22 protein-coding genes are annotated in these 22,613 nt (G+C 41.7%); 19 read left to right on the forward strand and 3 right to left on the reverse strand.

Annotation, left to right across the window (positions count from 1 at the left end; all coding sequences use genetic code 11):
* Positions 1-18: 18 nt before the first annotated feature.
* The 3 genes from HNR44_RS03140 to HNR44_RS03150 form a co-directional block, all read right to left on the reverse strand.
* On the reverse strand, positions 19-1,236 hold the full coding sequence (locus tag HNR44_RS03140; RefSeq protein WP_184402647.1) for a CaiB/BaiF CoA transferase family protein: 1,218 nt from the start codon (positions 1,234-1,236) through the stop codon (positions 19-21).
* A gap of 119 nt (positions 1,237-1,355) precedes the next feature.
* Positions 1,356-2,006, reverse strand: a complete 651-nt coding sequence (locus HNR44_RS03145) for a GntR family transcriptional regulator (RefSeq protein WP_246406959.1) — start codon at positions 2,004-2,006, stop codon at positions 1,356-1,358.
* A 477-nt stretch (positions 2,007-2,483) separates the two neighbouring features.
* Entirely contained in the window at positions 2,484-3,338 is an 855-nt protein-coding gene (locus HNR44_RS03150) for a helix-turn-helix transcriptional regulator (RefSeq protein ID WP_184402649.1), read from the reverse strand.
* A 139-nt stretch (positions 3,339-3,477) separates the two neighbouring features.
* On the opposite strand from HNR44_RS03150, the gene HNR44_RS03155 reads away from it, so the two are divergent.
* The 19 genes from HNR44_RS03155 to HNR44_RS03245 all read left to right on the forward strand — a co-directional run bounded on the left by HNR44_RS03155 (position 3,478) and on the right by HNR44_RS03245 (position 22,608).
* Positions 3,478-4,251 (forward strand): SDR family NAD(P)-dependent oxidoreductase, encoded by a 774-nt coding sequence (locus HNR44_RS03155; RefSeq protein WP_184402650.1) that lies wholly within the window; start codon positions 3,478-3,480, stop codon positions 4,249-4,251.
* Positions 4,252-4,321: 70 nt separating this feature from the next.
* Positions 4,322-4,528, forward strand: a complete 207-nt coding sequence (locus HNR44_RS03160) for a hypothetical protein (protein ID WP_246406960.1) — start codon at positions 4,322-4,324, stop codon at positions 4,526-4,528.
* Positions 4,529-4,627: 99 nt separating this feature from the next.
* The gene (locus HNR44_RS03165) at positions 4,628-4,834 is read left to right on the forward strand and encodes a hypothetical protein (protein ID WP_184402652.1); all 207 of its coding nucleotides are present in this window, start codon (positions 4,628-4,630) and stop codon (positions 4,832-4,834) included.
* A 71-nt stretch (positions 4,835-4,905) separates the two neighbouring features.
* Positions 4,906-5,376: an enolase C-terminal domain-like protein gene (locus HNR44_RS03170; RefSeq protein WP_184402653.1), complete on the forward strand. Its 471-nt coding sequence runs from the start codon at positions 4,906-4,908 to the stop codon at positions 5,374-5,376.
* Positions 5,377-5,427: 51 nt separating this feature from the next.
* Positions 5,428-6,447: a C4-dicarboxylate TRAP transporter substrate-binding protein gene (locus tag HNR44_RS03175; protein ID WP_184402654.1), complete on the forward strand. Its 1,020-nt coding sequence runs from the start codon at positions 5,428-5,430 to the stop codon at positions 6,445-6,447.
* Between the two features lie 104 nt (positions 6,448-6,551).
* On the forward strand, positions 6,552-7,037 hold the full coding sequence (locus tag HNR44_RS03180; protein WP_184402655.1) for a TRAP transporter small permease: 486 nt from the start codon (positions 6,552-6,554) through the stop codon (positions 7,035-7,037).
* 3 nt (positions 7,038-7,040) lie between these two features.
* A complete protein-coding gene (locus HNR44_RS03185; RefSeq protein ID WP_184402656.1) occupies positions 7,041-8,321 on the forward strand; it encodes a TRAP transporter large permease in 1,281 nt (426 codons plus the stop codon).
* Positions 8,322-8,926: 605 nt separating this feature from the next.
* Positions 8,927-10,501, forward strand: coding sequence for a nickel ABC transporter substrate-binding protein (gene nikA, locus HNR44_RS03190; protein WP_184402657.1), 1,575 nt, complete (start codon positions 8,927-8,929; stop codon positions 10,499-10,501).
* A 4-nt stretch (positions 10,502-10,505) separates the two neighbouring features.
* The gene (gene nikB, locus HNR44_RS03195) at positions 10,506-11,453 is read left to right on the forward strand and encodes a nickel ABC transporter permease (protein ID WP_184402658.1); all 948 of its coding nucleotides are present in this window, start codon (positions 10,506-10,508) and stop codon (positions 11,451-11,453) included.
* A complete protein-coding gene (locus tag HNR44_RS03200) occupies positions 11,446-12,261 on the forward strand; it encodes an ABC transporter permease (protein WP_184402659.1) in 816 nt (271 codons plus the stop codon). Before nikB ends, HNR44_RS03200 begins: the two co-directional genes overlap by 8 nt.
* 12 nt (positions 12,262-12,273) lie before the next feature.
* Positions 12,274-13,053: an ABC transporter ATP-binding protein gene (locus tag HNR44_RS03205; RefSeq protein WP_184402660.1), complete on the forward strand. Its 780-nt coding sequence runs from the start codon at positions 12,274-12,276 to the stop codon at positions 13,051-13,053.
* Complete coding sequence (locus HNR44_RS03210) at positions 13,053-13,799, forward strand: ABC transporter ATP-binding protein (protein WP_184402661.1); 747 nt, start codon at positions 13,053-13,055, stop codon at positions 13,797-13,799. The genes HNR44_RS03205 and HNR44_RS03210 overlap by 1 nt, the downstream gene beginning before the upstream one ends.
* A gap of 454 nt (positions 13,800-14,253) precedes the next feature.
* A complete protein-coding gene (locus tag HNR44_RS03215; RefSeq protein WP_184402662.1) occupies positions 14,254-15,345 on the forward strand; it encodes a 2-keto-3-deoxygluconate permease in 1,092 nt (363 codons plus the stop codon).
* Positions 15,346-15,364: 19 nt separating this feature from the next.
* Entirely contained in the window at positions 15,365-16,630 is a 1,266-nt protein-coding gene (larA, locus tag HNR44_RS03220; RefSeq protein ID WP_184402663.1) for a nickel-dependent lactate racemase, read from the forward strand.
* 12 nt (positions 16,631-16,642) lie between these two features.
* Complete coding sequence (gene larE / locus HNR44_RS03225; RefSeq protein WP_184402664.1) at positions 16,643-17,461, forward strand: ATP-dependent sacrificial sulfur transferase LarE; 819 nt, start codon at positions 16,643-16,645, stop codon at positions 17,459-17,461.
* A gap of 10 nt (positions 17,462-17,471) precedes the next feature.
* Positions 17,472-18,155 carry a nickel pincer cofactor biosynthesis protein LarB gene (gene larB, locus HNR44_RS03230; protein WP_184402665.1) on the forward strand — a complete coding sequence of 228 codons (684 nt, stop codon included), beginning with the start codon at positions 17,472-17,474 and terminating at the stop codon, positions 18,153-18,155.
* On the forward strand, positions 18,152-19,393 hold the full coding sequence (gene larC, locus HNR44_RS03235; protein ID WP_281381342.1) for a nickel pincer cofactor biosynthesis protein LarC: 1,242 nt from the start codon (positions 18,152-18,154) through the stop codon (positions 19,391-19,393). The genes larB and larC overlap by 4 nt, the downstream gene beginning before the upstream one ends.
* A 318-nt stretch (positions 19,394-19,711) precedes the next feature.
* A complete protein-coding gene (locus HNR44_RS03240; RefSeq protein WP_184402666.1) occupies positions 19,712-21,457 on the forward strand; it encodes a sigma-54-dependent Fis family transcriptional regulator in 1,746 nt (581 codons plus the stop codon).
* A gap of 173 nt (positions 21,458-21,630) precedes the next feature.
* The gene (locus tag HNR44_RS03245; protein ID WP_184402667.1) at positions 21,631-22,608 is read left to right on the forward strand and encodes a 2-keto-3-deoxygluconate permease; all 978 of its coding nucleotides are present in this window, start codon (positions 21,631-21,633) and stop codon (positions 22,606-22,608) included.
* Positions 22,609-22,613 lie beyond the last annotated feature (5 nt).

Raw genomic sequence — 22,613 nt, forward strand, 5'->3', positions numbered from 1 at the left:
TTCACTCCTTAGCACATTTTAATTTTGGGCAGAAATTTGTCCAGTGTAAGAATGGACAGCCCCTTCATTTTCCAAGTGTTTAATGGCTTCCAAATCGTAACCAAGTGTCTGTAGCACCTCTTGCGTGTGTTCGCCGTGTAAGGGTGCGGGGGTACGGACGGAACCAGGGGTTTCTGAGAATTTTGTAGGGATCCCCATCATCTTCATATTCCCGATTACGGGGTGGTCAATTTCCATTATCATTTCACGTTCGATATAATGAGGATCCTGAACAGCTTCTTCAAAGTTATTAATAGGACCTGCAGGCACCCCTGCATCCTCGCATTTATCCACCCAATATTGTTTATCCTGTTGACTGAAAATCGCCTCTAAATCATTCTCCAGTTCATCAATATTTTCTTTTCTTAAGGAATTTGATTTGTATCGTGGGTCTTGTATCCATTCAGGTTTTTCTAATACGTTCGTACATAAACGCTCCCATGTTTTTTGGTTGGCACAACCTAGCATCATATAACCATCTCGGGTTTGGATAGCTTGATAGGGGGCAGAAACTCGGTGTCGTCCCCCTGTTGGCTGTGGGATTGACCCTCCCGCAAAATAAGCCGCAGCTTCCCACGTGAACCAAGGTAGCCCAATTTCAGCAAGTGATAAGTCGACATTTTGTCCTTCACCCGTTTTTAATTTATGAATATAAGCTGCCATGATCGCATAGGCAGCCGTAATACCGGCGCCAATATCATAAACTGCAATCCCGGATTTCATCGGTCTGGAGTCAGGCTCTCCTGTCATACTCATTAATCCGGACATCCCTTGAGCGACGAGGTCAAAAGCCCCTTTATGGGAGTAAGGTCCGGTTTGTCCATAACCTGATATCGAACAGTAAATAATATCCTCCTTTAATTGTTTCATGGAATCATAGTCAATTTGTAACTTTTTAGTAACACCGGGTCTAAAGTTTTCAACTATTACATCTGCTTTTTCAGCAAGTTTGTAAAATGCATCAAGCCCTTCCTGACTTTTCAGATTCAATGAAATGCTTTTTTTGTTTCGATTAATTTGAAAAAAAGAAGTCGATTCTCCGTGTACATAAGGCCCCATTTGTCTCGAATCATCGCCACCCTGTGTCTTTTCTACTTTGATCACTTCAGCCCCAAGGTCAGCAAGCACCATTGTACAGTATGGACCTGCCATAATTTGAGAAGCGTCTAAAACGACTAGCCCGTTTAAAGGTCCCATTATTTCACCTCAAATATAAAAAATAATTTATACATGTTGATGGCTCTGGTACAATAAAATTGAAGGTTATATTTCAACAATATCTGTGTTCTGGTCAACACGATATTCCCTTATTCTTTTTATAAGTCGATCACTTTTTTCCCCCTTTCTACGTCATTTTTGAGATGGTTTTCAAATTGTTTAATCACATCTTGAATCCCCCCCTTTTTTAAACTTTCTAATATTTGGCGATGTTCGTTTATAATTTCTTTATTAAATTCGTGGTTGTGTAAAATTTTAGCCCTATAAATCAAAAGAAGCGAACGGACTTGTTGTACAAACTGAATTGCTCGTTTGTTTGGGCATGCCTTAAGTAAAGTGTCATGGAAATCCGTATTTAACTGAAGTAATTCTAAATACTCTTTGTTTCCCAACGCATGCTCTGCCTTATCTAGAAGCTTTTCCACTGTCATGAGCAGTTCTTGATTCACCACTTTAGTAACCGTTTTCATAACTTCCTTTTCTAAAGCTATTCTACAGTCATAAAGTTCTATAAAATCTTCAATATTAAGTTCAATGACTCGTAATCCAGGCCCATCTTGGACTAGTAGCCCTTCATTTTGTAATTGTCTCAAGGCTTCCCGCATGGGTGTGCGGCTAATGTTGTACTGCTTAGCCAGTTTTGTGACCACCATTTTTGACCCTGATTTTAACTCACCGGTTAGAATCGAGCTTTTTAATGATTCATATAGTTGCTGATATAACGGTTGAGATAACATCAACTTCTGCAATGAATTCATCTCCTTGGGAAATGTTAATAACAGTATCCTGTATCCAGGATACTGTTATCATATTTGAATATTTCAGAAAAGTCAATATTGCTTGTGATATTTTTAGGTATAACTATAATTTCGTTTGTGTCACAATAAAATGCTGACGTTAACTAATGACAGAAATAATCCATCATCATTCCAGTTGAACGATGATGGATTAATAGCACTTGACCTATCCACAGGCCGTTTTAGATTTTAGATCTCTTTTTTAGCGAGTGTTTAAAAAAAGGGACAAAAAGATCCGAAAAGTTTAAAAATTATTCGCTTATCACATGATGGCGCTAGCTTGCAGCTTCATTAGCGATACTTCGCACGAAGAAAAAAGGGTTTTTCTTTTTCAAGTAGAGGGATTTTCTACGTGAAACGGAGAAGCATGCTGGCGTGTTTTGACTGTGATTTTTCCGCACTATTTGAACAACTCTTTATAATAGTTTTTTATTGACACACTCTTGTTCGATACTGATGGGGAGTATCATGTACATGTTTTCTAAATGTACGATAAAAATGTGGCATGCTGTTATAACCGCATCTTCTGGCTATGGTTTCAATTTTATCATTGGAATAGCATAGCATGTCCTTTGCGCGTTTCATTCGCTTTGTAGTGATATATTCGCCCAAAGTTATTCCGATGGTTTGTTTAAAGATTTTGCTGAGATAGGTGGGGGAAACAGTTGCATGCTGAGCCATTTCTTCCAAATTTAATTGTTGGTACAGGTTTTCCTCTATATAAGATAAAAGTGATCGAATCCATTCCTGACCCTGACCCGACTGTCGTGTTTGGGCATAAAAGCAGTGGCGATTCAACATTAACAATAATGTATGTAGATGTATCGTCAGAAATTCAAAGCGATCATTTTTATTAAGATGGTTTTCATTATTCATTTTCTCCAGTTGCGATTCAAATTTAAGCAAAGGGTTCAAGTCCATTCGGTATCGGTATTCTCTCTTTGTTTGGGATTGCGTGTACAGTTTTAGAAAAGTATCTGTAGGATTAAAATGGTGGTGTTCTGTGATTTCAGATGAGAAATATAAAACTGTAGTAATCATATACTTATAGTCGTCTATAATGGCTCGGTGGATAGTATTGGGAGGCACAAGAATGATATCTCCCGGTTTAAGTTTGTAAAAATTTTGATCAATAAAAAACATACTGTCCCCTTCATTGATATAAATTAATTCATACCAATCATGAGTATGATCCGGCAGTTCTTCATGATTGCTTTTTTTAGTTTTGTAAAACAACGATAACGGGGTAAAAGTATTATTTGTATTTGTAAATTTTCCTATCATAATTTAACGCCTCCTCGGTATAAGATTAGCAATATATTGTGTAATATAAGCAATATTTATACCTTTTAATTTATGATACACTAATAATAACATAATATGATAGCGGTTACATCTTATTTTAATATAGGAGTTGGGAAGAATGAGATTAAAAGAAAGGGTAGCTTTAGTAACCGGTGGCGGTTCCGGTATTGGCCGTTGCACTTGTGAACTTTTTGCACGAGAAGGTGCAAGCGTCATTGTCAATGATACGAATGATGAAGCAGGGAATGAAACTGTACAGCGTATTGAAGCAGAAGGTGGAAATGCACTATTTTTAAAAGCGGATGTTACAACTGAAGGTGAGATTCAAAGTATGGTTGAACAAATTCATCAAAGGTTTAATCATATTGACATTCTTTTCAATAATGCTGGAATTAGCAGGGTAGGAGCTCTTCATAAAATAGAAACCGAAGATTGGGAAAAGGTTGTAGATGTCAATTTAAAAGGTGTTTATCTCACAAGTAAGCATGTCCTTCCAAATATGATAGAAAGACAACAAGGTTCGATCATCAATATGTCTTCTTGTATTGCGGAAATTGGTTTGGCAGATCGAGCGGCTTATGCAGCTACAAAAGGTGCGGTGCTTTCATTGACAAAGTCCATGCAAGTTGATTACGCGCGTGACAACATTCATGTTAATGCACTTTTACCTGGGACTGTCTATACGCCTTTTGTAGAAAAATATCTAAAAGAATCTTATAGTAACCCTGAACAAGCAATTGAAAAGCTTAAGGAGAGGCAGCTAAGTGGGGAATTAGGTACCCCGGAAAAAGTAGCAAAGGCTGCGTTGTTTTTGGCTTCGGACGACTCTCAATTAATGTTCGGATCTCCATTATACATTGATGGCGGTGTTACATTTGGGAAAAATGCTTAATCTACCAAATTTGTGCAGAAGGCAAGGTGGAATAACATGAAAATAACATCTGTAGAAACCTATCTTCTCGATGTGCCCACTCAAACAAAAGGCAATTACCGACTCCCAAACCAAGTTGGAATCCGTGGAGTTCATTGTTGTTCGTTTGGACACGGATGAAGGCATTACTGGCTGGGGCATTAATTGGAATTATACGAAAGGCACGAGAGCAGTGAAAACAATCATTGATGAGACTTATGCTCCGAACTTAAAAGGCAGAGATCCTTTGTTCTATTAAAACATTTTGAATGATCTACACTACACCAATCATTTTATCGGTCAGGTTGGTGTTACTAGAGTCGGTCTGTGTGCCGTTAATTTAGCGTTATGGGATATAATGCTTAAAGTAACAGGGCTACCTTTATGGAAATATTTAAGGCCGGTCAAAGATAAGGTGAAGGCATATAACACAGATGGAGGCTGGCTACAAACAACTACTCGTGAGCTGTTATCAGATATGGGAAAACTAGTAGAGCGTGGGTTTCATGCGATGAAAATGAAGCTAGGCCTTCCTGATCCGCGAGAAGATTATGAGCGGGTGTAGACAGTTAGAAACAATCTGCCTGATCATGTAAAATTAATGGCCGATGTAAACACCGTCTGGGACTTGAAAACATGGGAAAGAAACTGGAAGAGTTTGATATTCATTGGCTTGAAGAACCGATGAATCCGTTTAACAAGAAAGATCATGCTTCACTGGCAAAAGCGATTAACATTCCAATTGCGGTTGGAGAGACGATTTATACACGCTATGATTTCCGGGATTATATAGAGATGGGTGCTGTAGATGTTGTGCAAGCTGATGCAACGAAATTATCCGGGATAGATGAATGGCTGGAGGTTGCAGCGCTTGCCAGGAGTTACGATTTAGAAGTGATTCCCCATACAAACTTTCAACAAATTCTTCACGTACAGTTGGCAGCTGCCTGTTCCAATGTACCGATGGTGGAATGTTGTTACGAATCGATTATGGATATCTGTGAATCTCAGATAGCAGTAGAAAACGGTTATTATACATTGCGTGAGGAACCGCGACTAAATTGCAAATTTAATGATAAGATATTATCAGATTTTAGAATTGGATAAACTATCTTTGAAATAAAATAGTATAGTTGAAAACAGGGAGGCTAAAGATTCATGAAAAAGAATTGGGGAATAAAAGGCGTTCTATTCATTATGTTAGTGAACCTATTAGCAGCATGTGGCAACGGGAGTGCGGAAGGGGGAGCATCCTCGAATGGCGAGGAAGTTTATGAAATTAGTCTTGCTCATGGTAATCAACCGGGTGAACCTGTAGCTGAGGTTGCCGAAAACTGGACCGAGTTGGCAGAAGAGAAAAGTGACGGAAGACTTGAACTAACCGTTTATCCGAGTTCACAGTTAGGCGCTGAAGGTGAAGTGGTTGAGCAAGCAATGGCTGGGAATAATGTAATTATCATGACCGGATATGATTATTTAATGGACTATGTGGAAGATTTTGGGATACTAACCGCTCCCTACTTGACAGAGGATTTTGAGGAATTGATCTATTTAACAACGACAGATTGGTTTGATGGATTACACGATGATTTAAAAGATCAAGGACTTGAAATTGTGGCAACTAATAATGTTTATGGTGAACGCCATTTAATGACAAATGGCGAAGTACTAACACCAGATGATTTAAATGGGATGATTATTCGTACACCGGACAACAATATGGCAATTCAATCTTTTGAGGCGATGGGTGCGTCACCAACGGCTCTTTCACTGGATGAATTGTATACTTCACTACAACAGGGCGTTGTAGACGGTGCTGAGAATCCAATTCCGGTGTTAGAAGGCACGAACGCACATGAGGTAACGAATTACCTTGCTTTGACGGGGCATCAAAAATTTATTACTCCTTGGGTGTCCGGTACGACGTTTATGGAAACGCTTCCTGAAGATTTGAAAACTATCTTGCAAGAAACAGGGGAAGAAGCTATGGCTGATTCGGAGCACCTAGTTGAAGAGGCAGAGGTAGAAATATTGGAAATGTTTGAAGAAGAAGGAATCACCATTAATGAAGTAGATCAGGAGCCTTTTGAAGAAGAAGCGATGACTTTGTATGATATAACAGACCAATGGTCGGAAGATTTATATGAACAGGTTCAACAACTTCTTGAAGAGCGTTGAGGGATATTGAACTTGGATCATTACTTACAGTACTGAGGGCAAGTGAATGTGCGATGCACTTGTCCTGTGATCTTTCAAGATAAAAACGAGAAGGTGAAATTCTCATGAAGTTAGTAAAGCTATTGCGCAACATAGATGATTATATCATTACCATTGCCATTTCAGGTACTATTATCGTCGTCAGCGCAAATATATTCTTCAGATATGTATTAAATAGTCCAATCACATGGACAGAAGAAGTAAGCGTGGCTTTTTTTACACTTGTGACCTTTTTTGGAATGAGTTCCGCTATGAAGCGAAACGAGCATATTGGTATCGACTACTTTGTCCGTAAACTGCCTGATCCAATATCCTATTTATTTCAATGGATCAGACTTATCGCGATCTTTGGTATCATACTTTTTGTATTCATTTACTTGGGATTTCAATTGGCGTTAGACTCTAACGCGCAGACATCCATACTAGGAATCAGCTATATATATATATATTTATCTATCCCGCTAGGAGGCCTATTAGCGCTCATCCATTTGACTTACGTTATAGTGACTAGGAATAAAGATTTTATTAAATACAACAAGGGAGCTTATTAGTCGATGGAACTGCTCATTACCATTCTCATCTTACTGGTTAGTATTTTATTGAACATCCCCGTTGCCTTAGCTCTTATAATTAGTTCAGCGTATTATGTATTTACATCTAATATTCCTAATGGGATTATTGTTCAACAAATGGTAGAAGGGTCAGTATCATTTACTTTACTGGCGATCCTGTTTTTCATAACTACCGGTAATTTAATGAACTATACCGGCATTACAACAAGGATCTTGAATTTTGCACAAGTCATCACCAGACACACCATTGGCAGGCTTGCCAAAGTCAACGTAATTCTAAGTACTTTTATGGGTGGATTGTCGGGGTCAAACATTGCCGATGCGGCGATGAACTCGAAAATCCTTGTCCCCAGAATGGAAGAAGAAGGGTATGATAAAGGGTTTGCAACAGCGCTAACGGCTGCAACATCCCTCATCACACCTATTCTGCCGCCGGGGATTGCCTTGATTTTGTATGGATTTGTAGGCAATGTCTCGATCGGAGACTTGTTTGTTGCCGGTGTAGTACCGGGTCTTTTGTTAGCATTTCTAATGCTTGTGCTGAGTCATTTTATATCGAAACGCCGAAACTTTGAAGTCGAAAACAAAAAACCGATGGCAAGGCCCAAAGAGGTGATTGTTGCTTTAAGGCCTGCATTGCTGGCAATTTTGCTGCCGGTTATTATTATAGGCGGTATTCGGCTTGGGGTTTTCGGGCCGTCAGAAGCAGGTGTTATTGCTGTTCTCTACGCGTTATTTCTCGGGTTAATTGTTTATCGTGAAATGAAGCTCCCTAAGCTTGCTCACGCATTATTTGAAAGTGCCCAGACAGCGGCAATAGTCATGTTAATCATTGCAGGCGGATCAGCTTTTGGCTGGGTCTTGACAGTAGAACAAGTCCCACAACAGTTAACAGAAGTTGTAAATAGCTATATTGATAATCCTTTCATGTTTTTTATTGTAGCCTTGATTTTCCTCCTTTTAGCGGGCATGTTTGTTGAAGGAAACGTCTTGATCATGATTTTGACACCACTTTTTATGCCGATGTTGAATACCTTTGGCATTGATCCGGTTCATTTTGGTATATTTTTTGTATTGGCGGTCAGTATTGGTACGTTAACACCCCCAGTGGGCACGGTTTTGTTCACAACCAGTTCCATTACCGGTGTATATATTGAAAAATTAATTAAGGAAATGTTACCGTTTTATCTTATCCTTATTATTGCTGCTCTACTCATCGCTTTCATACCTGCCATCACCCTATGGTTGCCAAATATATTATAGAGATTAACAATAATAGTGTTATTACACGATATATTAGTGTACTATGAAAAAGCATGCTTTGGATTAACATGTACAGCTTATGATTTATAAAAATTTAAAAAAGTTTAAACGGAATTTGTAAATGGGGCCTAATGGGTCCCCTTTGTTGTATTTCTAGTTTAACGAGATATTCGATTTGTATGTTAATATACAAAGGGATGGTTACAGTGAATAAATGGACTTTTTTGTGTCAACTCAACGTCCGAGATGCTCCGTAAGCGGTGCCTAATCGTCACCTAACAATTTGCTTGGAGATTAAACGCACAGACTTTGTATTTGCAGGACATGATGGGCTTAACCAGCATCATTTATCGATACACATCAACGTGTACTGTGTTACTCGCGATAACTGGATCAAACGATTTCAACAAACATCCAGGAAGAAAGTTCTGCTGGAGCACATCAGAAGTGACCACACGACAATTTATGTTATTGAAAAGAAAGGTGTGGTGGAAATCCCCATTAACCTACAGACGTTAGTATTGGGCGGATGGGTGTGCAGGCGCTGAAATAGATCATTGCTGATAGGGACGAACGCCGACTAAGCAGTACAAAGGGGTCTTTTTATGAAAAACTTAGTATCATTTATTTTTGTAATTACTGCACTTATGATTCTCACAGGCTGCCAGCAACAGCTATCTGAAGCAGGCAGCAATAATAAGGATAGACTTGTGATCTCCTGGCCCCAAGATGTAGGTCCTCTCGACCCGCATAGTTATGGTGAAAACCAGATGTTTGCTCAAAACCTTGTTTATGAATCACTTGTGAAACACGATGAAAAGGGAGAAATACAACCCCATTTAGCCGAGTCATGGGAGATATCAGAAGACGAAAGAACTTATACCTTCTTTTTACGAGAAGGTGTGAAGTTCTCGGATGGCTCCAAATTTAACGCGAAGAATGCTAAAAAGAATTTCGATGCAGTATTAGCGGCGCCTGATGACCATGCCTGGTTGGAATTGACCAATCAAATCACCCAAACGGAAGTGATTGATCCCTATACATTTGAAATCACACTGGAAGATACATATTATCCGCTGCTTGAGGAATTGGCACTTGTGCGGCCTTTCCGTTTTCTTGGAGACGCCGAATTTTCTGAAGATCGGCAATTCAAAGATCCGGTCGGTACGGGTCCATGGGTGCTTCAGGAGTACCGTAAGGATGAAGAAGCCGTATTTCATCGCAATGAAAACTATTGGGGCGAAAAACCAGAGATGGAAGAGCTGGTTGTGCGCGTGATTCCTGATGGTGATGCTCGTGTAATGGCTTTTGAAAACGAAGAAATTGATATGATTTATGGGGATGGTTTAATCAGTTTAGATGCATTTGATCATTTACAAAGCAACGAGAATTATGAAGTAGGTACCTCCCCGCCGCAAGCGACACGTGCATTGGCTTTAAATTCTAATCGAGGAGCCACTGAAGACCACCATTTCCGGCAAGCGCTTAATCATGCATTCGATGCACATAGTTTTATCGAAGATATGCTCCACCAGACAGAAGAGCATGCTTTGAGTCTCTTTCCTGATGACACGCCATACCAGCCGGATGATTTAGACCCCTATGAGTATGATCCTTCGAAAGCTGAATCACTGCTGGAGGAATCTGGTTGGGAACAGGTAGATAATAATGATATTCGAGAGAAAAATGGCGAACCGCTGCAGCTCACCTTTGTATTTGATGCAAATGATAAAGTTCAAACCATTTTGGCAGAGTATATGCAAAGTGAACTTCGTGCCTTAGGGATCGATATTGTTCTTTCCGGCGTGGACAACCAATCTTTTCTTGAAGCACAAAAAAGCGGGGATTTTGATATCATCTACAATGAGACATGGGGAGCTCAGTATGATCCACATGCAATGTTTTCTTCCATGAGGGTTCCTTCCCATGCAGATTATCAGGCGCAGCTGGGGCTAGCTGATAAGGATGAGCTTGATGAAAAGATTAGTCAGGTGTTAGTTGAAACAGATGAGCAGCAAAGGGAAAAACAATATGAAGATATAATAAGTACACTGCATGACGAAGCGATTTATTTGCCGGTTTCCAGTCCATCCACAATCGCCGTGTACCATGATGACATTGAAGGTGTACAATATTCTCCCATACCCTATGAATTTTCTCTGGAGCAAGTAAGGAGATAGGGACATGGCCGCTTTAATCGCTCGAAGAATACTCATGCTTTTTCCATCTTTGCTGTTTCTCTCGATGTTTATATTTTTACTTATGCAATTGATCCCGGGGGATCCGGCTCAAGCCTATCTGAGATTATCTCAAATTCCGCCTACGGATGAGGCGATCACAGCTGTAAGAGAGGAATTAGGATTGGATCTTCCCCTTTATGAACAGTATTGGAATTGGCTCATTTCTGCACTGCAGCTTGATTTCGGGAGATCCTTTTTAACGGGCGAACGTGTTCTTGAGGAAGTTTTGTATTATTTTCTCGCAACTTTACAATTGAGTCTCACTGCTTTTTTATTGACGATCGTCATAAGTGTAGTGATCGGCATTTTTGCCGCTCGTTACCAAAAGCGTTCGTTTGACACATTCAGTCGGCTATTCTCGGTGGGGGGGTCAGCCATACCCACTTTCTGGCTTGGCTTTCTTCTTGTATATTTTTTCTCTTATCAATTGGGTTGGTTACCGTCAGGGGGGAGAGGGGATTGGAGCAGTTTAGTGTTACCGGTGCTCACCCTTTCCATCCCCTACATTGCATTATTCAGCCGTTTATTAAGAACTAGCTTGCTGGAAGTGAGTAAGGCTTACTATGTCACGTATAGTCGTGCCCGCGGTCTTCGGGAACCATCCATTTTTAGAAAGCATATTCTCCGCCACGCGCTTTTGCCTCTTCTTACAGTATCGGGTGTAGCACTAGGCTACCTATTGGCAGGTACTGTCATCGTTGAGAGTGTGTTTTCCTGGCCAGGTATGGGGAGATACATGGTGACGGCAATTACGAACCGTGATTACCCTGTGATCCAATTTTACATCGTTTTCATGGCTTTTATTTTCTTAGTCGTTAACATGATGGTCGATTGGTTGCAAGCGTGGGTAGATCCGAGGTTACGCAGGCGGGAAGGGTCGCGCCATGTTTAGTGTGTTATGGAAGAAAAAAGCGCTTATCTTTAGTAGCTCTATACTTTTGTTGGCGTTCCTATTTGCTTTGTTTGCGCCGTTCGTTGTGCCTGTTGATCCGTTTGCTGGTGACACTTCACGTCGTTTACTGCCACCTTCTGCTGAATACTGGTTTGGTACAGATCATCTAGGTCGTGATGTGTTTTCGCGATTATTGTATGGGGCGCGCTATAGTTTTCTCGGAGCGCTCGTTGTGGCCATTATAGCCGCCATACTTTCTATTGTAATTGGTACAATAGCTGGGTATAGGGGTGGGTGTTTGGATCAAATATTCATGCGTATCAGTGAATGGATGCTTGCATTTCCGAGCCTGATGATAGCCCTCGTCCTTGTCGGTATATTTGGCCCCGGGATGCTTAACTTAATGTTTGCGCTCATTCTTGTCTTTTGGATGCCGGGTGCTCGACTTGTTCGGAATATGATTGTGCGCTTAAAAGAGGAACGATATGTGCACGTAGCCAGGCTTCATGGGGGTTCTTCGTTTCGAATCATTACGCGCCACCTACTGCCTTTCGTGTTACCGCATGTCCTCGTACTGGCGACGCTGGATGTAGGAAGTGTGCTGTTACATATCGCTGGATTTTCATTTCTAGGCCTCGGCATACAACCTCCTCTCCCGGAATGGGGCGCGATGTTGAATACAAGCAGTGATTATTTTTATAGCTCTCCCTGGCTAATGATTTTTCCCGGGTTAATTATTTTTGTCATTGTTCTCTCATTTAATATCCTATCCGATCATTGGAGAGAAATTTTTCATATAAAAAAGTAGAGGTGATGGGACATGCTGAACGTTGACCGATTAAGCATCTTTACGCCAGAGCAGCAACCACTTCTGCAAAATATATCTTTTACGCTCTCAGCTGGGAAAACATTAGGAGTGATCGGGGAGAGCGGGGCAGGGAAAACTATGCTCAGCCTTGCCCTTATGCGATTGTTAGATCCAGCATTTCACGTAAGTGGAGGGATTTATTTTCAAGGAAAGTCGCTCATGGCATTAACGCTGGAAGAAGTATCTCGTGTACGGGGCAAGGAGATCGGTTTTTTAACTCAACATCCCCTTTCTGCCTTTGACCCGATTTTTACAGTGGGAAAGCAGATGCTCGACACGGTCCGAACGCATTTTACCTGTACGAAAAGAGAAACTCGTAGTGTAGTCATTCGTATGCTGGACAAGATGGCTTTTGAAGACCCTGAGTGGTTGTTGCGACGCTATCCGTTTGAGTTGAGTGGGGGAATGTTGCAAAGAGTAATGATTGCTTTAATGATGGCATTAAAGCCTAAGCTGATGATTGCAGATGAGCCTACGACGGCGTTAGATACCGTAACCCAGCAGCAAGTACTTCATCAATTGGGTTCATTGAGAAACGAGGGGACCGAGGCGATGTTACTTATCACACATGATTTAGGCGTATTGGCTAAACTTGCTGAGGAAGTACTTGTAATAAAATCAGGTTTAGTTGTCGAACGGTTGTCTGTCAAGAAACTTTTTGCAGGACCTGAACATACTTATACGAGAACTCTACTCAGATCTCACTTGAAGTTTCATGGAGTGAATGCATAATGGTTGTGGAAGTGAAAAAAGTGGCGAAAAGTTATGGGAAAAAGAACGGGAGCCGGGTATTGCGAGACGTTTCTTTACATATTGAACGAGAGGCATGTGTAGCGCTGTTGGGTGTGAGCGGTGTTGGTAAAAGTACGTTAGGGCGTATTGTGGTCGGCCTGGAACGTGCAGATCAGGGCAGGATATTCATCCAGGGCGAACGAATTCTGGTTGGTAAGAACAAACGTTTCAGAAATAAGGTTCAGATTGTCTTCCAAGACCCGTATTCCGCTTTTAACCCCCGATTAACGATGGCACAGAGTCTGGCTGAGCCTTTATTAATCGAGCGGGTCAAAAAGCGGGAGCGCTATGAACGAATCAACGCAATATTAGAAGATGTTCAACTCGATCAGGAATTGTTGGATCGTTATCCTAAACAGTTAAGCGGGGGACAATTACAGCGAGCAGCCATTGCACGTGCCCTCATTTGTCGTCCATTATTTATTGTGTTTGATGAAGTTGTCAGTAGTTTAGATGTAGTCCAGCAGCATCATATTCTTACATTACTTCATAGATTGAAAGAAACTTATGATCTCTCTTATTTATTTATTACGCACGATTTTCAGGCAGCTAAGTATATCGCTGATCGTATTCTTGTCCTCCATGCCGGTGAAGTGGTTGATCAGGTTGAAAAAAATGGCAATGGAAGTTGGCAGCATTTTAAGCATCCGCAAGCGATACGACTACAAGAAGCGGTGTGGTCGTAAGAGTACAAAGAGGGCCGAGATACTCTAGATGTGGGGCCTGGATGTCTAATGTAGGTTATAGAAACGCGGGCGCTTTTCTCAAGCTTTTTATAGCCTCTTATCATAGTTTTTGTTTATTACTACTGTATTTTTCTGTATAATTAAGATTAGAAAATGGGTGTAAACGCTTGCTGATATTATTATTATATTCCTAATGATTACTTGTTGACAAAAAGAGTCGATGTCGGAAAAGTTAGCGACGTCCTTTTGCAAACCCGACACGAGGACGTGCGTCCGTCTAGAATAGGAATTTTAATAATATATCCTAAATTCTGTGTTCGACACAGGACCTTGCAGATCTTAACAGTAGTTCCTTTTTCGCCGAAGCTCCTATTGAACAAGCTTTCCCGGACTTTTGGACAATCCCAATCAAAGACAGCGTTGTGAAGTTTCCATCAAGAGGAGGTCACAAGAAATGCGGATTAAAGATAATATTGAAAAAGTACCGGGAGGTCTAATGGTTGTACCGCTCATGTTAGGTGCAACGTTAAATACGATAGACCAACTTCAACTCCCTTTTATTGTGGAATTTTTAAGAATATTAGGCGCGCCTGAGCTGGAAAATGGAAATTATGAGTTTTTGAGAATTGGGGGATTTACCCAGGATTTATTTAAGGATGGGGCTATGGTGCTGATTGCTTTGTTCCTCTTTTGCGCGGGTAGCCAAATGAATTTGAAAATCGGTCGAAAAGCACTCAAAATTGGATCTATTTTATTAGTATCGAAATATTTCTCAGGTCTGGCAGTAGGTCTTCTCTTTGGTTATTTCTTTGATCCGATGGATGGTTTGCTTGGACTATCGATGGTTGCCATTATTGCGGGGATGACAAACGGAAATGGTGGCATGTATGCGGCGTTGACAAGTCAATATGGACGTCGCTCTGATGTCGGCGGTGTGGCCGTGCTATCATTAAATGATGGCCCGTTCCTTACCATGATTTCACTCGGTATTATTGGTCAAAGTTTTCCTTTTATCTCTTTTATAGCAGTGTTGCTTCCAATTGCAATTGGAATGATTCTTGGGAATCTAGATGAGAAGATGCGTGCTTTTCTAAAACCGGGAGAAATTCTCCCTGTACCGTTCTTTGCATTTGCACTTGGTGCAGGGATGGATTTAACGTTATTTTTCAACCCTGAAGTCGTAGGAGCGGGTGTTGCACTTGGTTTAATGACAACGATTGTAACTGGTTTTGCAGGGATGTTTGCATTTTGGATTTTTCGCGAACGTAGTTATATCGCACCTTGGGCAGAAGCTTCTGCCGCAGGGAATGCAACAGCAACGCCTGCCGCTATCGCATCCGCCGCCGCTGTATCAGGGGGAGCAGGTGCTATGCTACAAGCAGATGTAGAAATGTATGAAGCGCTTGCTCCGATGGCTACTGCTCAAATCTCACTTGCGGTCATCGTAACTGCGATTCTCTGTCCAGTTGCTGTCATTCTAATGGATCGTTATCAACGTAAGCGAGGCATTGATGGGCGTTTAGAAGATGATGAAGTAGAAAAATAGAGAAAGGTTTGATTCCCTAATGAAACAAACATTATTATATGGTCGAGATGGTTTAGACATTCAGGTTCCGGAGGACACAGTCGTAATTGAGCCAACGAATATTCCAGCACTGGAAAATCAGGAAGAAGCGGTTCTGGAAGCCATGAAAGCACCTATCGGGACACCATCGCTTAGAGAGATGGTGACAGATACGGATACCGTGGCAATAGTGATTAGTGACATAACACGACCAACGCCGAACGATATCCTCGTACCCGCCATCATTAAAACACTTGGCAATATACCATTAGAAAATTTTGTTATTATTAATGGCACCGGTACACACCGCGATCAAACAGAGGAAGAGTTTGTGGAAATGCTCGGGCAATGGATTGTAGACAACATCCGTATCGTTAACAACCATTGTCATGAAAAAGATGAACTCGTCAAAGTGGGGCACAGTTCATACGGTTGTGACGTCTACTTAAATAAAGAATATGTAGAAGCCGACTTTCGCATTAGCACAGGCTTTATTGAACCACATTTCTTCGCTGGTTTTTCCGGTGGACCGAAAGGGATTATGCCGGGAATTGCAGGTATTGAAACGATCATGACATTCCACAACGCCCGCATGATTGGGGACCCCCGCTCTACCTGGGGGAATATGGAAGATAATCCATTGCAAAATATGACGCGTGAGATTAATCGCATGTGCAAGCCTGAATTTATGTTGAATGTGACCCTCAATAGAGAGAAGCACATTACGGAGGTTTTTGCCGGTGAGTTGCATGAGGCCCATGATAAAGGCTGTGAATACGCAAAAGAGCACGCTATGGTGCGTTGTGAGGAACGTTTTGATGTCGTGATTACCTCGAACTCCGGCTATCCACTTGACCAAAATCTCTACCAAGCAGTCAAGGGGATGAGCGCCGCCCAGAAGATCGTGAAAGAAGACGGGAGCATCATTGTGGCGTCCGAATGTTCCGATGGATTACCAGGCCATGGAAATTACGCCGACATCCTTAAAATGAAAGATACACCCCAACAATTGTTGGGCATGATCGAGGATCCGGAGTTCAAGATGTTTGATCAGTGGCAAGTACAGAAACAAGCGGTGATCCAAGTCTGGTCAGATGTATATGTATATTCTAAGTTAAGTGATGAGCAAGTAAAAACAGCGATGCTCAAGTCAAGCAAATCGATTGAAGAGACGTTAACTGACCTTCGTGGAAAATATGGTGAAGACATGTCGGTAGCCATTTTACCTCTCGGACCCTTAACAATTCCTTATGTAGAAGTGAAATAAAGGGGAGATACAATGAAACAAGAAGAAAAGCTACACGAACTCCAAGACTTATTGGTGGAGCTAAAAACGGTTGTAGTGGCTTATTCTGGTGGTGTAGACAGCACATTCTTGTTGGCGGTCGCTTTGAAGACCCTGGGCCAAGACAACGTGCTGGCGGTAACGGCAAATTCTGAAACGTTACCTGAACGGGAACTTGAGGAAGCGAAGGAATTCGCAACCAGCCTAGGTGCTCACCATCAAGTCATTGAAACGTCAGAATTAGCCGTTGAAGGCTTTGATGATAACTTGCAAAACCGTTGCTATTTGTGTCGGGATAATCTGTTTGAGAATTTACGGCCGATTTTAGAAGGAGAAGGCTTTGAAAATATTATTTTTGGATTGATTACCGATGATATGGGTGAGCATCGCCCTGGCGTCGTTGCGGCCAGAGAACATGGGGTGCGAGGGCCCCTTCAAGAAGTAAAATTATACAAAGACGAGATTCGCGCATTATCGCAAGAGATGGGACTCAGTACATGGAATAAGCCTTCCTATGCCTGTTTGGCATCGCGCATTGCTTATGAAGAAAAGATTACGATTGAAAAGTTGGAAAAGGTGGATAAAGCAGAACAATGTGTACAATCCTTTGGTGTCCATCAAGTGCGTGTGCGAGCTCATGAGCAGATTGCCCGCATTGAAGTGGAGACCGGAGATATGGAGAAGGTGCTCAATCATAATGATGAGATTACTAGGCAGCTACGTGAACTAGGTTTTGTTTACGTAACGCTTGATTTAGCAGGCTACAAGAGCGGCAGCATGAACGCTGCCTTAGCAACAGAAAGCGCAAAGTGAGAGGGACGATATGACAAATTTTGAAGAACTCGGATTTAGTAAAGTGGATTATGATCGGGAAGAACGCACGGGTTTCCCGGAAATCGTGTATGGTATGTCAAAGACAGGCGAACAGGTACAGAAAATCGTGGAAAAGCTCATTTCGAAGCATAACAAGACATTAGTAACACGTATTAGTGAACAGAAGGCAACGGATGTGCTGGCGTCAGTTCCCGGCGGTGATTACTGTGCACATTCACAAACGCTTGTTTATGGAGGAAACGAACCGATAGCGAGGGGGTATGTATTGATTGCATGCGCGGGTACATCGGATTTGCCTGTCGCTGAAGAGGCTGCGCGCACGTGTAAATGGATGGGGTGTCGGGTGGAGACATTATACGATGTCGGTGTTGCTGGGATTGATCGTTTACTTGCGCATCGCGCACTCATTCAGGAGGCAAGCGTGGTTATTGTAATCGCAGGTATGGAGGGTGCGCTCGCAAGCGTGGTCGGAGGTCTAGTAAAGCGCCCGGTTATTGCGGTTCCAACATCCGTGGGATACGGGACGAATCTTGAAGGGCTCACGCCACTTTTGGCTATGCTAAATTCCTGCTCATCAGGCATGAGTGTCGTTAATATTGACAACGGATTTGGTGCAGCTTACCAAGCGACACTTATGATGAAACTAGCAGTTGATGGAGGGCATTCGAATTGAAAATCCTATATATAGACACAGTATCTGGAATTGCCGGAGATATGACACTGGCTGCGCTTGCAGATTTGGGAGTAAATCTGGAACAAGTTGCTGCTCGTTTGCGGACATTACCCATCGATGCGTTTTCGATGGATACCAAAGATGTCATCAAGAAAGGGATATCGTCAAAGCAATTACTACTTACGTTTGATGAAGAGCATGGACACCATTATCTTCATGATCACGTGCATAACCATGGTCATCACAACGATCATACACACAACCATGACCACCACCATCGCAGAGCATCCGACATTCTGGAAATGATTTCAGATAGTGAACTTCCGGAGCGTGTAAAGCTCCGAAGCACCAAAATATTTGAAGTCATTGCCGAGTCTGAAGGCAGGATCCATGGGATGGACCCAAAAGATGTTCATTTCCATGAAGTGGGTGCAATGGATTCCATTATTGATATTATCGGCGTTTGCCTGGCACTAGAGCAGTTAGATGTTGATCAGATTATAGCTTCACCTGTGCCTCCAGGCTCCGGCAAGTTGAATATGGCACACGGACTTTACCCGATTCCAGCACCGGCAACGACTGATTTGTTAAAAGGAATCCCTTTAGCATCTCTCGATGTCAATGGTGAGCTCACTACACCGACCGGTGCTGGGATTCTGAAAGCACTTAGCGCTCATTTCGGCTCTATCCCCGCTGGAAGGATCCTCGGTATTGGTTATGGCGCCGGGAAAAAGGATTTCCCTCATCATCCCAATGTTTTGCGTGTACTGCTCATGGAGGATGTCCCCAGTCATCAAAACCAGGAAAGAGTCCACATCCTTGAATGTCAAGTTGATGATATGACGGGGGAAGCGCTAGGTTATACGATGGAGAGATTATTTGAAGCTGGTGTACTTGATGCGTATTACACCCCTGTTCACATGAAAAAAAACCGACCTGGGACATTGATCACTGCGCTAGTCGATACAGTCCATGCTGAACAGGTAGAAAACTGCCTATTACAAGAAACGAGTACATTTGGAGTAAGGCGTACAGAGGCCAAACGACGTCCTTTAAATCGTAGGGTTGACACCCTTTCAACCCCTCTTGGTGAGGTTAGGGTAAAAGTAGGATATGATAAAGATAAAACCTATCAAACTTCGTTAGAATATGAAGATATTAAACGCATTGCTGAACGAGAAAATAAACCTTTTGGTCAAGTGTATAGAGAGATATTGTATGAAACCTATGATAACTAGAAGCCGTCCAACAAATAAGACGGTTTCTTTTCATGTTGTAATCCTCATGTATAGGGGAAAGTCTCTCGGTTGAGGACATCGAAGTGGAAGCGCGGATTTATTAAATTAAAGGAAAACCAACTACATATTGTTCACGTTTGTAGTTTATTATGCAGAATTACTAAAAACGGGTGAACGTGCCACGTTTAGAGCTTGGTCTTTTCATTAACAAACTTTATTGCAAATGTATGGTATTGTGCTAATCAAAAAAAGCCAGAAGCGAATCTGACGTCGATAATGGAGATCTTAATACTATTCGAAACATAGGGGGATAAACAAATGCCCATTAAAATTGGTATTATTGCGCCTTACCCTGGTTTAAAAACATTGGCTGAAAATATGGCTAAAGAATATTTGGATTTTGAGGCTACTGTACAAGAAGCAGATTTACATGAAGGGATACCTGTTGTTCAACGGTTTGAAAAAGAAGGTTATGAGATAATTATCAGTCGTGGGGGGACGGCTAATATTGTTCGTCAGCATACCTCCTTACCTGTTGTGGAAATTGATGTCTCTGGTTATGATATTATGCGGACATTGATGCTCATTAAAGATTATCAATGGCAGGTAGAGATGGTTGGTTTTCCGAATGTTTGTCAAGGGGTTATTGAAGTATCTCGATTGATGAACATTGATATCCCATACACGGTCATTTATGAGCCGGGAGAAGTCGGCGGTGCTGTGATAAGGGCAAAAGAAAAAGGAGCGAGTGTAATTATCGGAGATACAATCGCGATGAAACAGGCTGAGATTCACGGTTTACAGAGCGTTATGATTACCTCGGGTCGGGAATCTGTGACCAGTGCGTTCCAGCAGGTAAGACAAATGTATGAAATGAAGCAACGAAGGTTGGAACAAGAGCGAGCCTACCAGTCTTTATTGGAGAATGTTGAGGATGGTGTCGTTTTATTCAATCAAGACCACCGAATCATCTATCAAAATAAGGCTTTTTCATTGTTGTGGGGGGGAGTGGAGAAGCCAGAGTGGCTGGGTGAATGTGACGACCAATTAACAAAATGGGCATATGAGGTGAAACAACGGAGTGGATGCCTTTATGAGCACATGCAAATGGGTGGAAGCACAGCAGAGATCGAAGGTGGTTTCTTTCGTGATAACAATTTTTCAACCCAATACTATTTTCGTATGTCTATGAAACATTATGCCAATCAAGAGGTAGAAGTGAGGCCTCTTGAGAGTTCCATTTATTCTTTTTCTCAAATGAGTGGAGACCACCCAGCGCTTCGAACAGCAATCCAGCAGGGACAGATCTATTCCCAAAACAAAAAGCCGATCGCGATCTATGGTGAATCGGGTACGGGAAAGAAGGTGTTGTCCAGTGCTATCCATTATTGCAGTTTCCTTAAAGAAGAACCTGTGTATTGGGTGATCTTTCATGAAGACGGTAGATCTGTACGATCCAGATGGACAACCTTAATGAATGAAAAAGGTACGCTTATTGTTCAGGGCTTAGAAAATTTGTCCTATGAACACCAGCAATATTGCTTCGATGGACTTGAAAAATTTGCGGGGCGATGTATTTTTCTTTTTTCTCAATCTCCGGAAACGCTTGTCAATAATCAAAAGCTCCATCATCATTGTTATGATCATTTGAAAGATCAAGTGATTCATCTCCCTCCATTAAGAGAACGAATGGATGATTTAGAAGATTACATACGATCCTTTATTGCTCAGAGTAATGTCAAATATGGTAAGCAAATGGTTGGCGTGATTCCAAGTGTACTGGGGTACCTACACCAACAAGAATGGCCGGAAAATATAAAACAATTAGAAGAAACCATCGCTCAGCTTGTTAAACATTCAACAGAGCCCTACATTGAAGAGGATGTATTAGAAAACATATCCGGCGATGTAGAACAAAAATTAGCTATTGATTTAAATCAGTCACTAGCTAATATCGAACAGCAGGTCATTCGCAAAGTGTTACAAGAAGAGGATAACAATCAAACGAAAGCTGCTCGCCGATTAGGCATTAACCGATCTACTTTATGGCGCAAATTGAAATAAATACAAAAACAGGTAGCGTTGCAAAAAGCAACGTTATTTTAATTTTGTTATGAAATTTTAATAAATGTATTGTGAAAACGTTTTATATATTTTATAGTGCAACTATGAAAGCGATTTAATTAATGTTCTCTTTGAATTGTTGCATATTTAAATATTTATCAGGAGGGGTTACAATGAAAATTAAAGCTGGTATGGAGAAAATCCCCGGAGGAATGATGGTTGTTCCTCTGTTATTGGGAGCACTCATTAATACGTTTGCGCCAGGATTATTGCGGATCGGTAATTTCACCGAGGAATTGTTTGTTGATGGGGCTTTGACATTAATTGCTTTATTCCTCCTATGTGCGGGTGCGCAAATTAATTTGAAGAATGTAGGGGTGACGGTTGGAAAAGGTTTCACGTTGCTTTCAACAAAATGGCTGGTCGGTGGTCTATTTGGTTTTATTGCTTATGCATTTGCAGGGGCGGATGGTCTATTTCTTGGGCTGGCTCCGATTGCCATTATTGCTGCAATGACGAACAGTAACGGCGGTTTATATGTGGCTTTGGTTGGTCAATACGGAAAAAGTGATGACCGTGCTGCTTATTCCATTTTGGCTTTGAATGATGGGCCGTTTTTGACAATGGTTGCTTTGTCTATTTTTGGGGCTATGGGATTTGTGGAAGGGTTATTTTCCATTGTTGACTTTGTGGCGGTTTTACTCCCAATTATCATCGGAATGGTATTAGGAAACTTAGATGAAGAAATGAGAGAGTTCCTTGGCAAGGGTAGCGATATGTTAATTCCTTTTTTTGCTTTTTCACTCGGAATGGGCATTAATTTTGCTGACATTATTACAGGTGGGTTGGCCGGAGTTGCTCTTGGTGTAATGACGGTGATTTTCACAGGTGGAGCCGGCTATTTGGCCTTTAAAGCGTTTGGCTGGAACCCGATTGTCGGTGCTTCTGAAGGTTCGACAGCCGGAAACGCAGTAGCAACACCAGCAGCGATTGCTTCAGCGAATGCGGCTTTCGCCAGTATCGAAGGAATTGCGACCGTGCAAGTAGCGGCTAGTGTGGTAACAACCGCGATTCTACTGCCTCTCTTTATTGGATTACTGGTCAAACGGCTAGAGAAAAAAGGGAAATATGAAGCGTATATGGGCCGGTGAATAGG

Source organism: Geomicrobium halophilum, from assembly GCF_014207655.1.
GTDB lineage: Bacteria > Bacillota > Bacilli > Bacillales > Marinococcaceae > Geomicrobium > Geomicrobium halophilum.